Annotated in this window: 18 protein-coding genes and 1 pseudogene; 7 read left to right on the top strand and 12 right to left on the bottom strand. The window is 66.4% G+C overall.

The window, feature by feature from the left end:
* Nucleotides 1-5: 5 nt before the first annotated feature.
* Both HCU64_RS21295 and HCU64_RS21300 read right to left on the bottom strand, forming a co-directional pair.
* Nucleotides 6-989 (bottom strand): cation diffusion facilitator family transporter, encoded by a 984-nt coding sequence (locus HCU64_RS21295; RefSeq protein WP_233386274.1) that lies wholly within the window; start codon nt 987-989, stop codon nt 6-8.
* Between the two features lie 4 nt (nt 990-993).
* Nucleotides 994-3,192 (bottom strand): heavy metal translocating P-type ATPase, encoded by a 2,199-nt coding sequence (locus HCU64_RS21300; RefSeq protein WP_233386356.1) that lies wholly within the window; start codon nt 3,190-3,192, stop codon nt 994-996.
* Nucleotides 3,193-3,256: 64 nt separating this feature from the next.
* Between HCU64_RS21300 and HCU64_RS21305 the strand changes: the two genes are divergently transcribed.
* Together HCU64_RS21305 and HCU64_RS21310 are read left to right on the top strand one after the other, a co-directional pair.
* Entirely contained in the window at nt 3,257-3,679 is a 423-nt protein-coding gene (locus HCU64_RS21305; RefSeq protein ID WP_233386275.1) for a MerR family transcriptional regulator, read from the top strand.
* 180 nt (nt 3,680-3,859) lie between these two features.
* On the top strand, nt 3,860-4,942 hold the full coding sequence (locus tag HCU64_RS21310) for a tyrosine-type recombinase/integrase (protein ID WP_233386276.1): 1,083 nt from the start codon (nt 3,860-3,862) through the stop codon (nt 4,940-4,942).
* Between the two features lie 225 nt (nt 4,943-5,167).
* On the opposite strand, the gene HCU64_RS21315 is transcribed toward HCU64_RS21310, so the two are convergent.
* From HCU64_RS21315 to HCU64_RS21330, 4 genes are all read right to left on the bottom strand, one after another.
* Nucleotides 5,168-5,692, bottom strand: a complete 525-nt coding sequence (locus tag HCU64_RS21315; protein WP_233386277.1) for a helix-turn-helix transcriptional regulator — start codon at nt 5,690-5,692, stop codon at nt 5,168-5,170.
* Entirely contained in the window at nt 5,689-5,988 is a 300-nt protein-coding gene (locus HCU64_RS21320) for a hypothetical protein (protein ID WP_233386278.1), read from the bottom strand. Before HCU64_RS21320 ends, HCU64_RS21315 begins: the two co-directional genes overlap by 4 nt.
* A gap of 194 nt (nt 5,989-6,182) precedes the next feature.
* Nucleotides 6,183-7,637, bottom strand: coding sequence for a hypothetical protein (locus HCU64_RS21325; protein WP_233386279.1), 1,455 nt, complete (start codon nt 7,635-7,637; stop codon nt 6,183-6,185).
* 228 nt (nt 7,638-7,865) lie between these two features.
* Nucleotides 7,866-8,822, bottom strand: a complete 957-nt coding sequence (locus tag HCU64_RS21330; RefSeq protein ID WP_233386280.1) for an SGNH/GDSL hydrolase family protein — start codon at nt 8,820-8,822, stop codon at nt 7,866-7,868.
* Between the two features lie 726 nt (nt 8,823-9,548).
* Between HCU64_RS21330 and HCU64_RS21335 the strand changes: the two genes are divergently transcribed.
* Nucleotides 9,549-10,712 (top strand): nucleoside triphosphate pyrophosphohydrolase family protein, encoded by a 1,164-nt coding sequence (locus tag HCU64_RS21335; protein WP_233386281.1) that lies wholly within the window; start codon nt 9,549-9,551, stop codon nt 10,710-10,712.
* A complete protein-coding gene (locus HCU64_RS21340; RefSeq protein WP_233386282.1) occupies nt 10,709-11,407 on the top strand; it encodes a uracil-DNA glycosylase in 699 nt (232 codons plus the stop codon). Before HCU64_RS21335 ends, HCU64_RS21340 begins: the two co-directional genes overlap by 4 nt.
* On the opposite strand, the gene HCU64_RS21345 is transcribed toward HCU64_RS21340, so the two are convergent.
* Genes HCU64_RS21345 through HCU64_RS21365 form a run of 5 tightly spaced genes read right to left on the bottom strand, consistent with a single transcriptional unit; the run spans nt 11,380 to nt 14,593 of the window.
* On the bottom strand, nt 11,380-12,150 hold the full coding sequence (locus HCU64_RS21345) for a hypothetical protein (RefSeq protein ID WP_233386283.1): 771 nt from the start codon (nt 12,148-12,150) through the stop codon (nt 11,380-11,382). The two genes, HCU64_RS21340 and HCU64_RS21345, sit on opposite strands and share 28 nt — an antisense overlap.
* Entirely contained in the window at nt 12,122-12,808 is a 687-nt protein-coding gene (locus HCU64_RS21350; protein WP_233386284.1) for a C1 family peptidase, read from the bottom strand. Before HCU64_RS21350 ends, HCU64_RS21345 begins: the two co-directional genes overlap by 29 nt.
* Complete coding sequence (locus tag HCU64_RS21355; protein ID WP_233386286.1) at nt 12,805-13,776, bottom strand: ImmA/IrrE family metallo-endopeptidase; 972 nt, start codon at nt 13,774-13,776, stop codon at nt 12,805-12,807. Before HCU64_RS21355 ends, HCU64_RS21350 begins: the two co-directional genes overlap by 4 nt.
* Before the next feature lie 47 nt (nt 13,777-13,823).
* Nucleotides 13,824-14,195 carry a helix-turn-helix domain-containing protein gene (locus tag HCU64_RS21360; RefSeq protein WP_233386288.1) on the bottom strand — a complete coding sequence of 124 codons (372 nt, stop codon included), beginning with the start codon at nt 14,193-14,195 and terminating at the stop codon, nt 13,824-13,826.
* The gene (locus HCU64_RS21365; RefSeq protein ID WP_233386290.1) at nt 14,195-14,593 is read right to left on the bottom strand and encodes a hypothetical protein; all 399 of its coding nucleotides are present in this window, start codon (nt 14,591-14,593) and stop codon (nt 14,195-14,197) included. Before HCU64_RS21365 ends, HCU64_RS21360 begins: the two co-directional genes overlap by 1 nt.
* Nucleotides 14,594-14,704: 111 nt before the next feature.
* Here HCU64_RS21365 and HCU64_RS21370 point away from each other — a divergent pair, with 111 nt between their 5' ends.
* A complete protein-coding gene (locus HCU64_RS21370; protein ID WP_233386291.1) occupies nt 14,705-16,930 on the top strand; it encodes a metallophosphoesterase in 2,226 nt (741 codons plus the stop codon).
* A gap of 402 nt (nt 16,931-17,332) precedes the next feature.
* Here the strand turns inward: HCU64_RS21370 and HCU64_RS21375 are convergent.
* Nucleotides 17,333-17,751, bottom strand: a pseudogene (locus HCU64_RS21375) (hypothetical protein).
* A 400-nt stretch (nt 17,752-18,151) separates the two neighbouring features.
* Here HCU64_RS21375 and HCU64_RS21380 point away from each other — a divergent pair.
* Entirely contained in the window at nt 18,152-18,526 is a 375-nt protein-coding gene (locus tag HCU64_RS21380; protein ID WP_233386293.1) for a hypothetical protein, read from the top strand.
* A gap of 154 nt (nt 18,527-18,680) precedes the next feature.
* A complete protein-coding gene (locus HCU64_RS21385; protein WP_233386295.1) occupies nt 18,681-19,655 on the top strand; it encodes an ArdC family protein in 975 nt (324 codons plus the stop codon).
* Nucleotides 19,656-20,235 lie beyond the last annotated feature (580 nt).

The following is a 20,235-nucleotide window of genomic DNA, read 5'->3' on the forward strand; positions in this document are numbered from 1 at the left end:
CCGCCTCAGACCACGTTGTCGGGGGCGAGGGCGCAAGCGGTCTCCGTGCTCGTCTCGACCTGCAAGGTGGTGTGCCCGATCCCGAACGTCTCCTTCAGTTGGCTCGCGACCCGCATCAGAAAGTCGTCGCCTGGATGGCCAGCCGGGATCACGAGGTGGGAGGTCAGGGCGGTCTCCGTGGTGCTCATCGGCCAGATGTGGAGGTCGTGGATGGCGACGACCCCGGGAAGGCCCTGGAGGTGACGGCGGACGGCGTCCGGGTCGATGCCGGGCGGCACCGCCGCGAGCGACAGCGTCAGGCTGTCGCGCAGCAGCCCCCAGGTGCTCCAGACGATGACGGCCACGATGCCGAGGCTGACCAGGGGATCGAGCCATGTCCAGCCCGTGTAGAGGATCACGAGGCCGGCCAGGACGACGCCTGCGGAAACTGCCGCGTCGGCCGCCATGTGCAGGAATGCGCCCTTGATGTTGATGTCGCCCTTGGCACCGGACGCGAACAGCCATGCGGTCACGCCGTTCACGGCGATGCCGATGGCCGCGACGATCATCACGGTCTTGCCCGCGACGGGCGCCGGCTCCCCGAAGCGCTGGATCGCCTCCCATGCGATGGCCCCGACCGCGACGAGCAGGAACACGGCATTGAACAGCGCCGCCAGGATCGACGAGCCCTTCATCCCGTAGGTGTAGCGCGACGTCGGCGCGCGCTTCGCCAGGACCGTCGCGGCCCACGCGACCACGAGCCCGAGCACGTCGGACAGGTTGTGGCCGGCGTCGGCGAGGAGCGCCACCGAGTTGGCGAGCACGCCATAGGTGGCCTCGATGGCTACGAACCCGACGTTGAGCGCGATGCCGATGGCGAACGCCTTCCCGAAGCTCGCCGGCGCGTGGGCGTGGCCGGGGCCGTGCTGGTTGCCCGCATGATCGTGCGCATGGTCCCCGTGACCATCGCCGCCGTGGTCGTGCCCGTGGTGCTCGTGATCGTTCGCCATGGGTTCAGATCCTGGTGCGGAGGAGCCGCAGCGCATTCGCGGTGACGAGCACGGTGGCGCCGGTGTCGGCGAGGATGGCGGGCCAGAGCCCGGTGATGCCGAGGACGGTGGTGCCGAGGAGCACGCCCTTCAGGCCGAGCGCGATGGCGACGTTGGCCCGGATGGTTCCCATCGTCCGTCGCGACAGGTCGATCATGCGGGCGACGTCCGCCACCCGGCCGTGCAGGACGGCGGCGCCCGCGGTCTCAAGCGCCACGTCGGTCCCGCCGCCCATGGCGATCCCGACGTCGGCCGCCGCCAGGGCAGGCGCGTCGTTGATGCCGTCGCCGACCTTGGCAACGACCGCGCCGGCTGCCTGCATCTCGTGGACGATGCCCAGCTTGTCCTCGGGCAGAAGCTCGGCCCGCGGGGTCATGCCGAGCGTCCTCGCGATCACGCCGGCGGTGCGGCGATTGTCCCCGGTCAGCATGACCACGTCGACGCCGAGTGCGCGGAGCGCCGCGATGCCGGCGACGGCGTCGGGTCTCGGCTCGTCCCGCATCGCCACGAGGCCGGCCAATGCGCCGTCGGCGATCAGGACGGACACGGTCTTGCCCTCATCGGTGAGGGCCCCGACGCGGGATGCCTGATCCTGGCTCAACTCCACGCGCTCGGCGGCGGCCTGTGGCGATCCGAGGAAGAGGTCCGTCCCGCCGACCCTCGCTGCGACGCCCTTGCCGGCAAGGGCCCGGGCCTGCGCGGCCGGCGGGACCGGGACGCCGGCCCCCGACGCCTTTGCCAGGACCGCGCGGGCGAGCGGATGGTTCGAACCGGCTTCAAGGGCGGCTGCGAGCGAGAGGACATCGCGCTCGGACCGCCCGAACGGGACCACGTCCGTGACCAGGGGCCGGCCCTCGGTCAAGGTGCCCGTCTTGTCGAAGGCCACCATGGTGACCGTGCCGAGGGTCTCCAGGACGGCGCCCCCCTTGATCAGGAGGCCCCGTCGGGCGCCCGCCGACAGGCCCGCCGCGATGGCCGCGGGCGTCGAGATGACGAGGGCGCAGGGGCAGCCTATGAGCAGGATAGCCAAGCCCTTGTAGACCCAGGCGCCCCATGGGTCGCCGAGCAGCAGCGGCGGCATCGTCGCCACCATGGCCGCCACAGCAACGACGACGGGCGTGTAAAGCCTTGAGAATCGTTCGATGAACCGCTCGGTCGACGCCTTAGCATTCTGCGCCTCCTCGACGAGGCGGACGACCCGGGCGATGGTGTTGTCCCGCGCCGACGCCGTCACCCTGACGCGCAGCACGGACAATCCGTTGATGGTCCCGGCAAAGACGATGTCGTCCACGGTCTTCCGCTTCGGGACGCTCTCGCCGGTCACCGGCGCCTCGTCGACCTCGCCGTCCCCTTCAATCACGACGCCGTCACCCGGGATGCGGTCGCCCGGGCGCACCATCACCGTCGCGCCGACGGGGAGATCCTCCGCCGGGATCTCATCGATACGACCGTCCCGCTCGACGAGCGCGATTCGCGGCACCAGGTCGGTCAGGCCCCTGATGGAGGCGCGGGCACGCCCCGCCGCCACGCCCTCAAGCAGTTCGCCGACGAGGAACAGGAAAACCACGGTCGCCGCTTCCTCGGCGGCACCGATGCAGACCGCGCCCACGGCCGCGACGGTCATGAGCATCTCGATGGAGAACGGAGTCCCGAAGCGGGCAGCCGCGAAAGCCCGCCGCGCGATCGGCACCAGGCCGACCGCCATCGCCGCCAGGAACGCATACGGGCCGATCCTGGGCGCGGCTTGGCTGACAAGGAATGCGGCCGCGAGCGCCCCGCCGCAGGCGATGGTCAGGAGGCTCCGTCCGCCGCGCCACCAGGTCGAATTGCCCTCGGCCGCATGTGCACCCTCGGCGCCCATGGGGCGGCCCGTTGCATCGGTCTCCGACGTGCCCCCCTTCGGCGCTTCGATCCCGAAACCGAGCGCCGTCACGGTGCCGGCAAGCATCGCGGGGGTGACGTCGTCCCGATGCCTGACCGTCACGGTTCCCGTGCCGACGGAGACCTCGACGTCTTCGACGCCGGGCAGGCGCCGCACGGCGTTCACGATCTTCCCCGCGCAGGACCCGCAATCCATGCCCGAGACGAGCAGGCGGGTCGACGGCACAGGGGGCGTCTCGATAGTCGCCAAGTCTTCCACCGCCGCTATCCGTGGATCAGCCATCATCGTCTTCCCTGTCGGACAACGATGCCGTACCTCCTCTAGCGGCTAGAGGAGCAAGCGGAAAATGAGACCCCTCGCAATCGGCGCGTTGTCCGAGCTGGCAGGCGTGAAGATCCCGACCATCCGCTACTACGAGGGGATCGGCCTCCTGCCGGCGCCCGAGCGAACGGATAGCAACCGTCGAACCTACGATGACGCCACCGTCCGGCGCCTAAAGTTCATCCGCCATGCTCGCGAGCTCGGATTCGAGGTCGAGGCCATCCGGACGCTCCTCGGACTGGCCGACCAGCCGGGACGTCCCTGCGCCGAGGCCGACGTCATCGCGCGCCGGCACCTCGCCGACATCGACGACCGCCTCGCCCGGCTGACTACCCTCCGCACGGAGATCCAGGCGATGGTCGAGCAGTGTGCTCGGGGAAGCATTGCGCATTGCAGAGTCATTGAAGTTCTTGCAGATCATGAGGAATGTCTGCATCAAACACACTAATGTCAGTGTTGCTTTCTGAAGCCGGATGGGCTGCCACAAAAACTGCGTTCGGCCCCAAGATCGGCGTTGCATACAAAGAGGCGATCCAGAAATCGGCGTTCAAACGATCCGCCCAACGAGCGAAATAAAATTACCACCGATAATGGCAGCTATCGCGGGAAATGTGTGGATCGTTAACGTTTGGACGGCTACGCTGCCGCCATGGAACTTGACGCCGCCGATTCCGCTTCCGGGCCATCCCACGACTCGTTCGCCGCGCCGATCCCGTTCGCCCACGCGCTGCCGCCCGGCCTCGACCTCTTGGTCGAACGCCTGGAGGACCACGCCCGTGCCGCCCGCGGCGCCTTCGCCGACAATACTCTCCGTGCGTTCGCCGCCGACAGCCGGATTTTTGCGGCTTGGTGCGCCAGTGTCGGTCGGACCATGCTCCCGGCCACCCCCGAGACCATCGCCGCCTTCATCGACGCGCAGGCTGAGACCAAGTCCCGCGCCACGGTCGAGCGCTATCGCTCCTCGATCGCGGCGCTGCATCGCGCCGCCGGCCTGCCGAACCCCTGCGCCGACGAGATCGTCCGGCTGGCGGTGAAGCGGATGAGCCGGGTGAAGGGCCGGCGCCAGAAGCAGGCCGAGCCGCTCAACCGGGGCAGCATCGAGCGCATGCTGGCGGTGAAGACGCCCGGACGGCTTCATCGGCGCATCCTTGAGGGCGAGCGCGAAACCCCGCTGATCGCCCTGCGCAACGCCGCCCTGGTCGCGGTCGCCTACGACACGCTTCTGCGGCGCTCCGAGCTCGTCTCTTTATATATACGGGATCTGGAGCGCGGGGCGGACGGCTCGGGCACGGTGCTGGTGCGGCGCTCGAAGGCGGACCAGGAGGGCGAAGGCGCGATCAAGTACCTCGCCCCCGACACCATGGCGCACATCGCGGCGTGGCTCGCGGCGGCGCAGCTGGAAAGCGGGCCGCTGTTCCGGCCGCTGACCAAGGGCGGCCGGGTCGGCGACGCGGCACTCGGCGATGGCGAGGTCGCGCGGCTGTTCCGGGAACTCGCGGTCACGGCCGGGCTGAAGCTGCCCCGCCTCCCCTCCGGGCACTCGACCCGGGTCGGGGCGACGCAGGACATGTTCGCGGCCGGGTTCGAACTGCTCGAGGTGATGCAGGCCGGCTCGTGGAAGACGCCGGCTATGCCGGCCCGCTACGGCGAGCGCCTGCGCGCTCAGCGCGGGGCGGCTCGCAAGCTTGCGACATTACAAAATCGAGCTTAGCGCGAGCAGCGGGCTTTTAACCTGAAAATCTTGAGTTCGTGCCCCAGCACGCTCAGAAATAATCTCAATCACTTACGGTCGATCGTGTGGACGCGGGATGATCGCTACGATCTCAATGATACGGTTTGCCTGGGTGTTCCCAGACCAAACGAAGCATCGGAAGTTCATGTAGAGTTGTAAGTCGCCATCTAGCTCCCGTACTTACTCGTCAGCCTCCGCCTGCCCTCAAGCCACCAAGCGCTTGAGGTCCTCGGGCGCGTCCGTCACGTAACGGTGCGCCTCCCGCGCGATGTTGACCGCGCGAGCCGCCGCCGCCGTCTCATGCACGACCGGGTCGGGCTCGTAGCCCTTGCGGCCGTCCAGCCAACCCAGCACGTCCGCCAGGTGCCAAAGCACCACGCTCCCGTCATGTATAGGCAGGGGAAAGTCGTCGTGGCCGAGCATCAGCTTGCGCATGCTCTGGCGCGCCACGCCCATCAGCTCGGCGATGTCCGTCAGCCCCACGAGATCGGGGGCCGCTTCCACCAGCATCGCAGACGGGATCGTAGCCTTGATGTCGGCGAGCGCGCTGCAGACGGCCTCCCGCGCGCTGTCCGCCTCCCGGGTGAAGTCCAGGGCGAGCCGTCCAGCAATCCCAACGCCGACGAGGGCATCAGTGCAGCCGGCCTCGCCGAGTCGCTCCACCAACGCATCGGGATCGCGGTCTTCGTCCGAGAGACGATATTTCAGGATGAAGCTGTATTCGGTCATGGCTCTCGCTCTTGCGCCTCGGCCCTCTCGGCTTCGACACGCGCCGCGGCTTCCACCTTGCGAGTCGTGCAATTGTCGACGACCCGCTTGATCTTCCTCGCTTCGTTGCCGGCGTTCTTCGGTGTGCTCCAGATGCTCGTGATGCAAAATTCGCCGCAGCGACACGTCTCGTCATCGAAGGGGCAGTAGATCTTGCCCCAGGCATGACTGCCCCCGACGCTGACGCGCCAGCCGTGATCCTCCGCATGCCGGAGCGCGTCCTCGATCTCCTTCTTCGGATGCGGTTTGCGCGCCATCCCGTAGCCTCGACGATATGTGCTTTCTCGCGAGGGTGTCAAGTGACACCCTATGACGTAGTTCGAGCCTCCTCATGCCTCGGCGGCGCCGACCGGTGCAACCACAACCCGCCCGGAAGGCGATCGGCCGGGTCGGCACTTGAGATGACCTGTTCACCGTAGGGAGCAGCGAGTTAGGAGTAGCAGCACACACATTATGCCGTTTCGGCGTCGCCCTTGGCCTTGATCTCCTCCTGCGTGAGACTGTCGCCGAGGAGCTCGCGAATGGGATCGGACATGGTCCGATTGAGCCTGTCTAGACGCGATGCGACCTCGAGGAAGCACAACGCAAACGCAGCTTGTGCGCGGCGGATGTCCATCTCGCGACCACTATCGCCCGTGTGGACGATCTCGCTGCGGGCCTTGTGAACGGCAACGACGCTATCCTGGTACGGGCGGACGTTCGGCCGCGTCGCGAGGCAGATCCCGACGCGGCGCTTGAGGCGGGCGACGCTCCCAGGTGCATAGTGATCGGTCAGCAGGGTCTCGAAGGCGACGGCCAGCGCGACGATCGCCTCTGCTTCGTTCGTCCGTGACCCGAATGACTGCCTGTACCAGTCGATCGCGGTCACGAGCCGGCGAAAGACGCGGCTATGCACCTTCTCGCTCGACGTCAGGTTGACGTACTGCAGATAGCCATGCTCGACGGCCCGCAGTGCCGGCGTCAATCTCTGTTCCAGCGCGTGAAGCTCGGGACGGGCCAGGGTTCGCGTGCTCAGCGTCACGGCGAGATCCGACAGCCGGGCAAGCTCGAGCGCCGCGACGTTCATCGGTACACGGCGAAGACTGAGCGGCTTTTCCGCCCGCGTCGCCTCGCCGATCAGGTAGTGCCGGATGTCGAGCGTCTCGTTGTTGCTGACCTCGGCGGACGAATTGAATTTGTCGACCGTGATGCCGGCATCGACGCTCAGGGCGTGCAGCATCACTATCAGTGCGGCCGCGACCCGGATCTTCAGTGTGTATATGAACTGGTTCTCGTAGTAGGCGCCCGTATGCGATGAGAGCCGGACAAGCAGGAGCGGATTGCGCGTCATCCATCTCATGTTTCCGGCCCGCACGTGATGTTCGAAGCTCGACCGGTCGGGCACGGCCGTGATGCCGAGTGCCGCTGCCATCTCGTTCAGCCTGGCATAGGCGCCTTCGATGCTGCCGGTCTGGGCCGTCAGTGCGAAATCGGCTTCTCGGAAAACCGCAAAGTTCCTAAGATCGGGCTCCGACCCGAAGAACGGGATCTCCATCCCGAACTCGGTGAGCGGATAAAGCACGAAACCGGGCCGTTCGACGCCTGCCTGCCGCAGACGGTCGATGACGCGACCGCAGATGTCAGGCTGTCCGGATTTGGTAACCTCCAACACGAAATCGTCGAGGATGGAGGTCCCGGTGTAGAGGCCGGCTTTCCACAACACGCGCGCAACCGCTGAGCGAAGCTGGAGGAGGTGGTGCAGGACAGCGTCCCGATCCTTCTCGGTGAGCGTCTCTTCGTCCGTCGCAAGATCCTCGACGCTGTCGAAGGCCTTCAGCACGTTGTGCTTCGAGAGCAGGTAGGTCTCGGACTGAGCCCTCTTCTTCGATGGCGGGATCGTCAGGTCTGGGAGCGGAGCATCGGACATGGTGACGGGAGGTTCGGCCGGGATCGGGAGAATAGCACGGTCGGGAGCGAGCTCGACAGGTAGAGGGGAGCGCCCAAGATCGGGCATCGGCATGCCTGTCCGATCCCGCATCTTTGTGCTGGGCCGGTTCAACGACCCGCGCAAAGGCGGCTCGCGGATGATCGGTCGGATCGCGCAGCCGGAGTTCCGGCGGAAGCGGCTATTCCTCGGGAGTTCAGTCCCGCGCTCTCACCCCTTTTTGGGTCCCCTCCCCCGCCCGGGCGTCTTCGGCGCCTCGGCGAGAGCGACCTGTGAGAGAGGCCCGAGTTCAGCCGCGAGCGCATCCGCGAATTTCTGCGCGATCTTCCGGAAGCCGTTGGGATAGGGGTGGAGTTCGTTCGCCCAGTCGGCCGGCGCCAAAGTCCCCTGGGTATCGACGAGGTGGAAGCGGTTAGCCGGCTTGTCCGCGAGCCGCTTCACCATCGCGCGGAAGGCCGCCAGCGCGTCGTGGACGATGGTCGTGCCGTCAGCGACCGACCAGTTGCAGAAATCAAGCGACGGCTTGAGCCAAGGGCCGGCGCAGGGCGGATGCGCGCCGTTCGGGATCGGGAAGTCGTAGCAGTGACCGAAGATCGGCACTCCTGGCGCGATCCGGTCACGCAGGGCGAACAGACTGAAGTAGCAAGCCTCGACCATGCCAAGTGCCTTCTCGAACCGATCCTTGTTCAGGCCTGGATGACGCCCGTCGTTGAAGTCGAGGAAGATGCAGAACTGGTTGCCGGCGATGTCGTTGCTACCGGCCGAGAACAGGATGGCGTCGGGCTTGCCGTTCGGCCAGTTCGAGGCGGCGCGGAGCTGCGCGATCAGCCGCTCCTGCTTGGGAAGCGACATCTCCTCCGTGGCCGCGTCGCCGCGATGGGCAAGGTTCAGGATTGTCGGCGGCATCGGCCCGATCCGTCGCAACTGCGCGATCACGTCCGTGTCCACCAGGGGGAGGCCGTTGCCCGTGAGCGGGTAGTCGAACCAGGAGTCGCCTTGCGCCAGCAGGACGAGGGGGCGGTTGCGAACGGAGACGCTCAGGGTGTGAGTGCTCTCGTGCGCTGCCTGCAACCGGGCGACGTTGGCCTTGTGAACCGCCACCCGCTTTTCGATGTCGGCATCGATCTGCCGCTCGACGTCGGGCAGGCCGAAAGTCAGCTCGTCCATGGATCGGAACCTCCGACGGCAGCTTTTGTCGAGCCTCATCCAGAGTATTCGCCGGCGCCAACATCCGCGCAAGTGGAGTTCCTGAAATTGCCGGAGGTGCGCCCGCGAGACGGGTCTTGCTTAGCAATGCCGGGCTGCAGTTCCGAGAAGTATCCGCCTCCGGGCTACGATGCATCGGTGCGATGGAGGGCGCGCCTGCGCGATGGAGGTTTCGGGCGGGCCGCTCGTTCCGAGCGGACGGCTCTATGCGCTCGCGCGCACCAAACCCGCTAGCGCGGTTTCGTCCGATCGCGGTGACGATCCTCCCGCGGCATCGCGGCACCATCGGGCTTCACCGACGCCCGACACCGCAGACGAAGCCAGCCGGATAAATGCCGCGGTGATGGTAGCCTTGCACAGCGATTCAGCCTCAGACATCGATCTCCGAACCGTCCGTCCGGTGATCCAGAACGTAATCAGGGGATCGAGTTCGACGGCGATCCCGCCCGCCTGTTCCTGGAATACGATCCTTTCGTCTGACTGGTGAGGGCAAAGGTGTGCCGTGCCCGGCGGCACCACCTGATTGCCACAGGTTGCGTCTTACCGGATCGGCAGGAGACGTTGACGCCCGGCCGATGTGTCTGCCAACGTCGAGGCTGGCGAAGGCAACGGTTGCCCGGGGCGAATAGGTAACAGCGTCGGCGATGTCTGGGCCGGAAAAACCGTGACCAAGCGAGCGTTTGTTGCATGACCGATGAGGCCTTCGCTCCCCTCACCATCGCGGACTACGCGGCTCAGGCGGCGCTCACCGACCAGCACAGTGACGGCGGTTCCCTGGCCTTCCCGCTGCTCGGTCTCTTCGGCGAGGCAGGGAGCCTCCTTAGCGAGGTCAAGAAAAAGCAGCGCGATCGTGCCTCTTACCGTGGCTACGCGGGCGCTGTCGTCGAGGAGCTCGGCGATGTCCTATGGTATCTGGCAGCGGTGGCGTCCCGTGTGAACGTTCGTTTGACCGACGTCTTCGTCGAGGCTGCATCCACGATCGGCGCTAGCGGCACGATCACGCTGGCTGCATTGCAGCCCGATATCATGCCACGGGCGAATGAGCCGACGATCGCTTTCGAGCGCACGCTGCTGAAGCTGGCGGGCGAAATCGGGCTCCTCGTGATGGATGTCCAAGAGCGAGGCACGGAGAAGTGCGATAACCTTCCAAGCAGCCGTTTGGCGGTCATCGCACGGACGCTTATCCAAGCGGCCAACGAGGCCGGTGTTACGCTTGAGGCGGCAGCGGTCAAGAACCTCGCCAAGATCGCCGACCGCTGGCCGCGCGAGCGGCACTATCCGGCACCTCTCGACGCGATTGCCGAGCCAGAGGAACGCCTACCACGCAGGCTCACCGTCGAGATCTTCGAGCGGCAGGTTCGAGGGCGGACCTTCGTCTTCCAGCGCTGCAACGGCATCAACATCGGAGATCGGCTGACCGACAACGCGATGGCCGCCGACGACTACCGATTCCACGATGCCTTCCACTACGCCTACGTTGCCGTGCTGGGCTGGTCGCCAGTCACCCGCGCGCTCTTCCGCTTGAAGAGAAAATCCGCCCCGAAGGTCGATGAGGCGCAGGATGGCGCCCGCGCGACGCTGATCGAGGAGGGGATCACCACCTGGATCTTCGGGCAGGCGATTGAACTCGACCTGTTTGCCGGTATGAAGCCGGGCGACCTGCCGTTCGACCTGCTGAAGCACGTCCGGCAGTTCGTGGCGGGCTACGAGGCCGAACGATGCCCGTTATGGCTTTGGGAAGAAGCCATCCTTCAAGGCTATGCGGCGTTCCGCTTTCTGCGCGAGCACCGACGCGGACGTCTCATTCTCGACCTGGACGAGCATCAAATGACAATCGAGCCGCTTTCGTGAAAACGCCTCGCGCCTTTGCCGACGCTCTCGCCGACACGGCGCTTAAGTCGGTGTTCAACCCCTATCGCGATCACTGCGTTCTCCACGACCGCGATGACGGTGCGCACGTCCGCAAGCGCAATCTGGTTCATTGCCTGGAAGCGGCGATCGAGGCGAAGGTCGACACGATCTGGATCGCCCGTGATCTCGGCTATCGCGGTGGTCGCCGAACCGGCGTGCCACTCACCGACGAGGTTCACCTGACGTCCGCGAGCGCGCTCCTCGGCGGGATCGTGCTCGACCGCGCTACGCGAGGCCCCGTCGTCGCCGAGCGCACGGCCGCGGTCGTTTGGCGGGTTCTCACGCAAATCGAGGCGCCGGCCGTCCTCTGGAACATCTTCCCGCTGCATCCACACGAGCCGGACGATTCTCTTTCCAACCGTTGCCACACTCGCGCGGAGCGAGACGCCACTTGGCCCTTTCTGACCGCGCTCATTGCGATGATCGCGCCGCGTCGGATCGTGGCGATCGGGCGCGATGCCGGCTTGGCACTCTCCCGGATCGAAATCCCGGTGATGACGGTCCGCCACCCGAGCTATGGCGGGCAATCGGAATTCATCGCTGGCGTGCATGCGATCTACGGGTTGGATAAAGACGATCCCGCTCCGGAGCTACCCTTTCTGGCATCTCAGGCCGCGAGCGGGGCGATGGCCTGATCGAACTGCGCGAGGAGAGCCTTAATCTCCCCGCGCGTGGCGCCTCCAGGCTGGTCGATCTTCGCGTGGGTCGACACTACGGTCAGTGGACCGACTTCCAGCCCGGTCTCGCGGGCAACGAAGGCCATCAGGCGCCCCAAGCCGATCAGATTTCCGAGCAGCTTCTCGACATAATAATGGTTCCGGTACTGAGCCGTCAGCGTCACCTTGCGCGGTGAACCAGGAACGATCTTGAAGCTCATAAAGCTCAGGCACTGACCGCCGTAGACGGAGTTGTCGACGTCGCGGATGGGATCGAACAACGAGAGCTCGAACTTGTTGAGCGCCCGCACGCTGTCGTCGTTCATCCGCTCGACGATGTCCCAGAGCTGGTTTGGCGGAGCGCCAGCAGTTCCCTGGTAGGCGATCATCCGCTCGAAATAGTAGCCGGACCACCGACCGCCGCGGCGCACTTTCGGCAAGACCCGATCATTGAACACGTCGAAGAACGCTGGCGCGCCGTGCCGCAGGTACAGCGAAGCCGGAAAGATCGTGTTCGCGACCGTATCGATCGGTTTTGCCCGGTCGGTGAGGAAGCCGTTTACGACCGCCACGCCCGGATGCGCGATCGTCGATGCCGCCGTCGGATCGTCGATGTCTACGATCACGTTATAGGCTTCGTGGTCGCGCGCGGCGTCAACGGCGCGCACCGCTTCGCGCCACGCGCTCGCGCAGTCAGGCTGCGAGGGGACGGGCAGATACATCGACATCCTCCGTAAGCAGCGCGGCCGCGAACAGGCGCGGCGCGATGAACCCTTCGGTCAGCCAGCCATGGCCGCCGATGCCCCATCCTGGTCCCCAGCTGTTGCGCACGAGGATTGCCCGCGCGCCCTGAACCTTGCCGTGACCGACCGCGACCACGGCGTGTCGCCGTGCCAGCTCGGGCGTTTCGCCAGGCGCCGGCTGAATCACCCCTTCAGGCGTAGGCATGTAGAAGGATCGCGACAACGTCAGCAGCAGGATGACCGGCTGCTCTGTGTCGAGCTCGGCAACGATCACATCGACTGCGTGAGCATGAGGGGCACTGGCCCGGCCGTACCGCGGACCGACGGCCGCTGGCGGTGACCACAGCGTGGGATCGGCAGGAGGTGCCGCGAGATACGGCCACCCGGACTCCTCCGGTTGCCCCTCCTGACGCAGTGTCGCCAGCATCGCTGACAGCGTCGCGCCATGGTCCGGCAATCGTCCGGCGCGTCGTTGCGCATGGTAGAAGGCAAACTCACAAGACAGCGGCGACCACCCCGGCCGCAACGCGGCGTGCGCGTCGCTTGCTGCGAAGGCAAGGCAGGTCGGGCGCGAACCCTGGTTGCGAGCCAATCCGAATTCGGAACGCAAGTCCTTGAGGATGGTCACGGAGGTCATGCGGCTTCGAGCAGCCTCCGCCGCTCGGCCCGCGAGAGGCCTTCCTCCTCCGGTCCCGTCAGATCGAAGTCAAGCTGCAACCGGGACAGCGGCGGATCGGGTTCCCAGGGCCGGCGCTCGTCGAGCTGCAACGATCCGCGGCCGCCGTCCTCGGGCGCCGCGGTCACGCAACGGATGACCGGGCCGCCGATACCATCGCCATCAATAGCTTCCGTTGCGTCGCGGACAACCGCGAAACCGCTCGCCGCGAGCTGCTCGATGTTCCAGAGATAGCCGCCCCCGCTATGCTCCTTGAGGCGGAGCACGAAGAGGTCGTTCCGGCTCCCATCAATGCGAGTGCCGGCGTCGCGCTCAGTCAGCAGCCAGACATCGCCCCGATAATCCTGGGGTCGATAGTCCTGCAGCAACGCGACCTTCAGTTCGCGCGGCTGCGTCTGCTGAAGCTCGCGTGCCAAGGTTGCCGTGATTATCCGATGGCGCACGAGCGTCCAGCATGTCGCCTCGTAGCTAGCACCGAGCCGCATAGCGAGCTGATACACCCGGTTTGGTCGCCGAAAGTCGTCCACCGTCCAGCCCTGGCGCGCGGCGTGCCATTGGATCAGCCAGCGTGGCATCATGAATCCAACCGCGAAGGCGTCGGCCTCGACTTCCTGGAAGTCTTCCGCTGGTGCACCTGCCATCGGCATGCGCCGCAGGATGCTCTCGTCGTCGAGGCTCGGCAGATGTTTCATAGCGTAGTGGCCGAGTTCGTGCGCGGCGGTGAACCGCTGGATTGCCATCGACCGCTGCGTCGTGACGAGAATGCCCGGCGCGGGATCGCTGAGATAGGCGCCGAGCAACCCTTGCAGAGGGCGCAGCAGCAACGGCAGATCGAGCGCCTGGATCGCGCCGAAAACGTCGACGGATCCTCCACGCGCCTCGACCATGACACGCATGTCGAGCGTTTGATGGAGGCGCGCGGCCGCCATGGTCCCGGCCCGCACTGCGCCAGCATAATCGGCGGCGGCCATGCGCGTCAGCCCCGAGCGGTTTGCGCGCGCGTCCGCAGATAGTCCGCGAAGCGGCCGAGCTCGTCACGATCCTGCATCGACAGCGCGGCGGCCCGACGGGCAAGATGAGCGACATCGACGGGCAAAGCCGCCGCCTCGTCCTCTCCCGTGAAGAATGCGGCCGGCTGCCGATAGAGCTTAGCCAAGCGCGTCAGCTCGATCGCTTCCACCCGCCGCTGGCCATTCTCGATGTCGGTCAGTGCGGTGCGCGGGATCTTGAGATAAGTCGCGACCTCCTCCTGCTTCAGGCCGAGATATTTGCGGGCTTCGCGCAGCCGTTCGCCGAGCCGGCGACGCTCGGCGTCGTCATCGTCTTGCTGGATCGCGGCCTGGGTCATCACTTGCCTCCTGTGCGCTTCTTCCAACAGGCCTCAATCTTCGGCAGCAGATGCGCCACCGCCTGGTCGACCGAGCCATAGCCGCCTGTCCGCACCACGCTGTCCGGGAGCTCGATGCCGAGGATCGGCTCGACGACGCATAGGATCGACACCACCACCAAAGAGTCGATCTGGAACGACGAGCTTCCGATCGCCGTCAATGTTGGCGGCAAAGCGACACCTTTGATCGAGGCCTCGCCCTTGACCACCTCGATCAACTCGCTGCGCAAATCCTTCGCGACCGCTGCCGAAGGGAACGGTGCGACGGTCGGAGCCGAAATGGGTGGCGCGAGCGTAGCGGTGGTCATGGCGTCCCTTTCAAGCACTTGCAACCAACGTAATGTCGGATTTGCCGACATTCAAGGACGTACCAGCAGACCGCTTGCTTTGGTGCTTCTGGCTGGTCGCTTCGCCCGACACGGTCACCGGTTGAGTGTGTTCAGCAGCGGCGCGGCTGGCTAAACAGGAATATGGCTGATCGCGCGACCTTCCTTCACATCACCGATGCTCATGTGTCCGCATCCGGCGCCCCGTTCGAACGGGATGACCGGAAGGTCGAAGTCGGGGGCCTCCTTACCGCTACCCGCCAAGGGCTGCTCGAGCTTCTGTTCCGACGCTTGGCCGAGCGGTTGACCAGAGACAGCCGCACGCTCGACGGCGTGTTCTTCTCTGGTGACGCGCAGAGCAAAGGCGCAGCGGGTGGTCATGAACTCGTCTTCAAGCTGATCGCAGAACATCTCGGCGTTGCGGCCGACCACATCGTCTCTGTCCCAGGCAATCACGACGTGCCGCGCGACGCCGATCCCGGCACCGCCGAACGCTACAAGGATTTCGTCCGCGTCTGGAGCGCTGCGGGCTGCGTCGTGCCGTGGCTCGACGGCATCGACGGCTGGCCGGCAATCGCGGAGCCGGAACGGCATCGGCTGGTCGCCGCCGACCGTAGCTGGGCGGTGTTCCCGATCAACACCAGCAACTGGTCGCACGTCAGCTCAGTCCTGCCCGAGCCGCTGCGGGGCCATTGGAACACGATCCCCGAGATGCTTGCGCCCGGCGATGCGACCGTGGCGGCGCAGTTGCGGTCACAGCTCCAGGCTCTGGCTCGGTACGACATGGCCCGCGTATCGGAGCACCAGCTTGAGGCCTTGCGAGCGCTCGTCGCATCGACGCCTCAGCCGGATCGCGGCCGCCAGTTGCGTATCGCGGTGATGCACCACCATCTCCGCTCGCCCAGCTTGCGAGAGGAGTTGAAGCCTTTCGCAGATATGTCGAACCTCGAACAGGTCCGCGCTTTCCTGCGCGGAAGCGGCATCGGCATGGTCATCCACGGGCACAAGCACGAGCATGCCGCCTATTTTGACCACATCTACGCCGGCGATGCCGATGACATGCATCGCATTCTCGTCATCTCCGGCGCGACCTTCGAGGTCGGACGCGAGACGGACGCGGTCCGGCTCATCACGCTCGACGGCCTCCCGCACACGCCCGAGGTGAAGATCGAAGCGATCCCGCTTCCGCGATCGGGCACCGAAGACCTGCGGCCGGCACCAACCATCCGCCGGCTCTGGACGACGGGCGTCCGCCCCGCTGAGACCGTCCTTGTCTCGCCCGGCGCGCCTGTGATCGTCGAGGGAGCGGACCTCGATGAGGTCTACGCGCGCGCGCTCGCCATCGCCGGGACGAACGCGAAGCGGGGCACCCTGATCGTCCACCTCGATCTGCCCGACGACGACGGCAAGACGCTGCCGTTGCCCAGCGCCTATGCCGTTCCAGACGACCTGCAAGGTGATGAGCGACAAGCTTGGCTGCGCGAACTTGTTGAGTGGTGGCAGCTCGACCGATCGCAGCTGGAACCGCGCATTCCCTACCTCCACGGGGCACGTCTGCGGCGATACGGCGGCAAGATCGACCAGATCGCGCGCATCATCGCGCTCCTCAGGACGAAGCCCAGCACCAGGGCAATCGCCGTTCTCGTTGACCCATTCCGTGACTTTGCGCCGAACGGCGCGGGCGAGGAGTTTGCATCCTTCTGCCTCATCGAGTTTCGTCGAAGGGACGCCGACGCCGGCCGCATCGCCGTCGATGCGATCGCCTTCTACCGGGCGCAGGAATTCGAACGCTGGTGGCCGATCAACATCGCCGAACTGCGCTTCCTGCAACGAGAGATTTGCGAAGAGCTCGGCTATCGTCCAGGGCGGATCACCACCATCGCCGCTGACGCTCGAACGATCTCCCGATCGCCCACGCAGGTCGCGATGCCGATCGTCGATCGATGGCTTGACCAAGCGCCCGAGCGGCTTCACCTCCTCGCTGACGCCCTCGTGCACAAGGCCGCGCGGGGCGACGCCCAGGCGAGTGCCATTCGCGAATGGCGGCGCTCGCTGGCAGAACTGCGTACGGCGACCAATGGGTTCAATTCCGATGGCATTCCCGTCGCGATCGAAGGGCTTCTCACGCTTGCTGCCTACATCGAGGCGACCGCGACGGTTGGCGATGCGGAGCTTCCAATCCTGGCTCGAAACCTGGGTGACCTCGCCCGAGTCAACGAGACGTTCGAACATTCGACGCGCTCCCGTGCCGCGTTCAACCGATGGTCGCCCGTGGCGCAGAGTCTCGTGACGGCGTTGGAGCGCATGACCGACACACGCTTGCCCGACAATCGTTCAAATGCCGCCGGGGGAGGGGACGGAGCTGCATGAATCCGACAAAAGCGCCCTGCCCTTCTGCATCGGTGGCCGCACAAAACAGATTATTTCCTGGGCAAAGCCAAATATTCGATAAAAATTATCCTTTCCTGAGCGTTGGAGGATTGATAGGATGGACTATAGTTCCATAGGCTATTATGCGAACATCGCCTGTGGGCCAATAATAAAGATGGCATCCCCTGGCAAAGTTCAAAAGGGTCCCCTCTCCTACTGAGGTTGACGGAGGGCGTACTCGATGGGGGTTGATGACGATGAACGGTATGGCACAGGCTCGTCCGGTGCCGTAGTGTCGGCACTTCCCTGCGGGACCGGGCTCTACGCGTTGCGCGCGCCGACCTCCTTTGGGTAATGATGCCGCGCGCGGTGGCGCACCTGAAACCGTGCGCGTCGCCGCCCCTACCGGATTGGGTAGGGGCCGAGGAATAGGTCGCCGAGCGTGCGGCGCCGCAGATAGGTCAGCCGCTGCAGGTGTTGGGGCCGGTCGTGGATCAGATGACAGCGCTGGCACCATGCCGCGAAATCCCGGCCGCCGTTGCGGCTGGTGTCGTGCCCGCGGTGGCAGGTCGCCAGGATCGGCTGGGTCAGCCGCGCCCCGGCCAGGGCAGCCAGCCCGGCGATCGCCGCAGCGGCAGGCCGCGGCGGTTGCGCCAGACCTCGGCATAGGCGTCGTACCATGTCCCCGCGTCGAGGCAGACGATGACCTGCCCATGCGGCCGGCCGCAGGTCTCTCAGCGCCCGCCGGCCCGCCCGAAGCGGATCGCGGCCGAGAGCTGCGGCCAGTCGATCGGGTAGAAGTGGCGGTGTTGGGGGCGGATCGGCCACGCTAGCCCGGCCGGACAGCGCGCGAATCCCCCTTCGGCGGCCGTCCAAGAGCAAGAGGAGGGCGAGAGCCCCGTGACTGGGGAATGCCGGAGAGAGCCGCCGGCGCCCGATGCTTCCCGCGCGCAGGCACCCCGATCGAGCGGGCCGCATCGACAGGCGAGGGCCAAGGCCATGGCGACGAAACCCCGAAAATCCCATCTCGTTCGCCAGGACGTGCCCCGCTTTCAGCTGGGAATCGAGGCGCGCTGGCGGGCCTAGTATCGTCAGGCGCAGTACGAGCGGGCGCTGATCGGCATCCAGCCCGATCTGTTTGGCGCACTCGCCGTCGAGGTGTTCCGCCCCTCGCTGAGGGTGACGGCACCCGAGACCTGGACTCCGGGATACGAGGTGGAGATGTTCCACGCTCTGCCGCCGGGAGAACAGGCGCTGCGGCTCGCGGCCGATCCGCAGACGCCGTTCGCCCGCACGACGCGCGGCAGACCAACCGAGGCCGAGAAGGCGGCCCTGATCGCGAGCGCCGCGAACTGGCTGCGCGTCGGACAGCCGGTGCGGATCGCCGGCGCGCCGCTGACCCTCGATGGCGACGCCGGACAGCGCATCGGCCGCACCGGCGTCGTCTGGCGCCTGTGCAGCCCGGTCTTCGCCGATCAGGTCGATGTCAATCTCGACCTGATCGCCGCCGAGCGCTCGGAAAAGGTCGTGTTCGTCGAGCTGTGCGACGTCGAGCCCATCGAGGTGGCCGCCTTGCACGCCACACGACCACGGTAGCCTGGCCGTGAGGTGCGGGTTTCCGATCGATGGCGGCGAACTGAGACCAGGACCGGGGGCGCCCGGCCCATCCCAGAGTCGGAGGAAGGCAGGGGCTTTGTGACGGGAAGATCGATCGGAGAGAGGCTCCGGCGCCCGTCGCGAAGGTTTTCCGATGGCCAGACACGCAGCCGCCCGCCGAGCTCCGACCGAGCGGGTCAACCTCTACCGGGAGATCGCCGAACTCATCATCGCCCAGCTCGAGGCCGGCTGCGTGCCCTGGGTCCAGCCCTGGAGTGTCGGGCCCGGTACCGCCGCAGTGGCCATGCCTCGCAACGCGGCCACGGCCCGCGCTTATTCCGGCATCAACGTCATGCTGCTCTGGGCCGCCGGCATTGAGGCCGGCTACTCGACCCAGCGCTGGCTGACCTTCCGCCAAGCCCTTGGCCTCGGGGGCTGCGTGCGCAGGGGCGAGCGCGGCACCGCGGTCGTCTACGCCGACCGCTTCATGCCCGAGGACGAGCGCAAGCGTGCCGACCGTGACGGCGACAAAGCTCGGCAGATCGCCTTCCTGAAGCGCTTCACGGTGTTCAACGTCGCCCAGGTCGAGGGCCTGCCTGAGGCTTTCACCGCCCCGCCGCCCCCGCCGCGGGAAGAACTCGTCGTGCCGCGTTTCCGCGCCCTGATGGAGGCCTCCGGGGTCGCCATCCGGATCGGCGGCGGCATGGCCTTCTACCGTCCGGCCGACGACGTGGTCGTGCTGCCCCCGCCGGAAGCCTTCCACGAGCCGGTGAATTTCCATCGGACCGCGGCCCATGAGCTGTCGCACGCGACGGGTCATGGTTCGCGCCTCGCTCGGGAGATGAAGGGCCCGCGCGGCGGCGTTTGCTACGCCCGCGAGGAACTCGTCGCGGAAATCTCCGCCGCCTTCGTCTGCGCCAGCCTCGGCATCGTGCCGACGGTGCGCCACGCCGACTACATCGGCTCCTGGCTCGATGTCCTGCGTGGGGACGAGCGGGCGATCGTGCGCGCTGCCTCGCAGGCCAGCAAGGCCGCCGACTGGCTGCTCGGTCGCCTGCCGGACGCTGAGCCGCCTGCCTCGGCCGAGGACGGCGACGACGCGCCACCTGCCGCGGCGGAGGCGGGGTGATGCGCTTCCGCCGCACGCCCCGACCCGAACGCTACCGAGAGACCTCGCGCAACCGCGCGGCCTTCCTGCGTAGGCAGCGCCTCGAACGCGAGGCCCTGCCGCTCTTCGCGGAGACGATCGCCGCCGATCAGCACGGCGACGAGGAGGAGATGGTGGTGGTGCTATCTGACCACGGCGCCCGATCTGCAAGGCTCGGTTCCGGATGGCGGGGTTGGGTGGATTTGCGACGGTCTGCTTTGGGGCGGCGAACGTGTTGAAGCGGACGTTGCTGCCTCAACCGCTCCCGACCCTTCTCGGAAGCTCAGAAGGTCCACTCACAGGCGGGCGGATTGACCGTGGCTGGCCGAAGCCGCTGGTCCGCCTCCGAGAAGGAATCGTGAGGAAGCGGACTCTCGCAGCTACACGCGAAAGTCCTGTAAGTTCGTTCGCTGACCCCACGCGATGCGGTCACCGCTTACCTTGGGCCTCGCCGCATGGAGTAATGCCGTTCCAGATGTTGTGATAGAGGCTCGACACCTGCCGAGCGTCGCCATTTGTGATTGTGCTAGGGCTTTGGTTCGTTAGGATAGTACTCGAATTG

Origin of the sequence: Methylobacterium sp. C25 (genome assembly GCF_021352225.1) — a bacterium.
Lineage (GTDB): Bacteria > Pseudomonadota > Alphaproteobacteria > Rhizobiales > Beijerinckiaceae > Methylobacterium.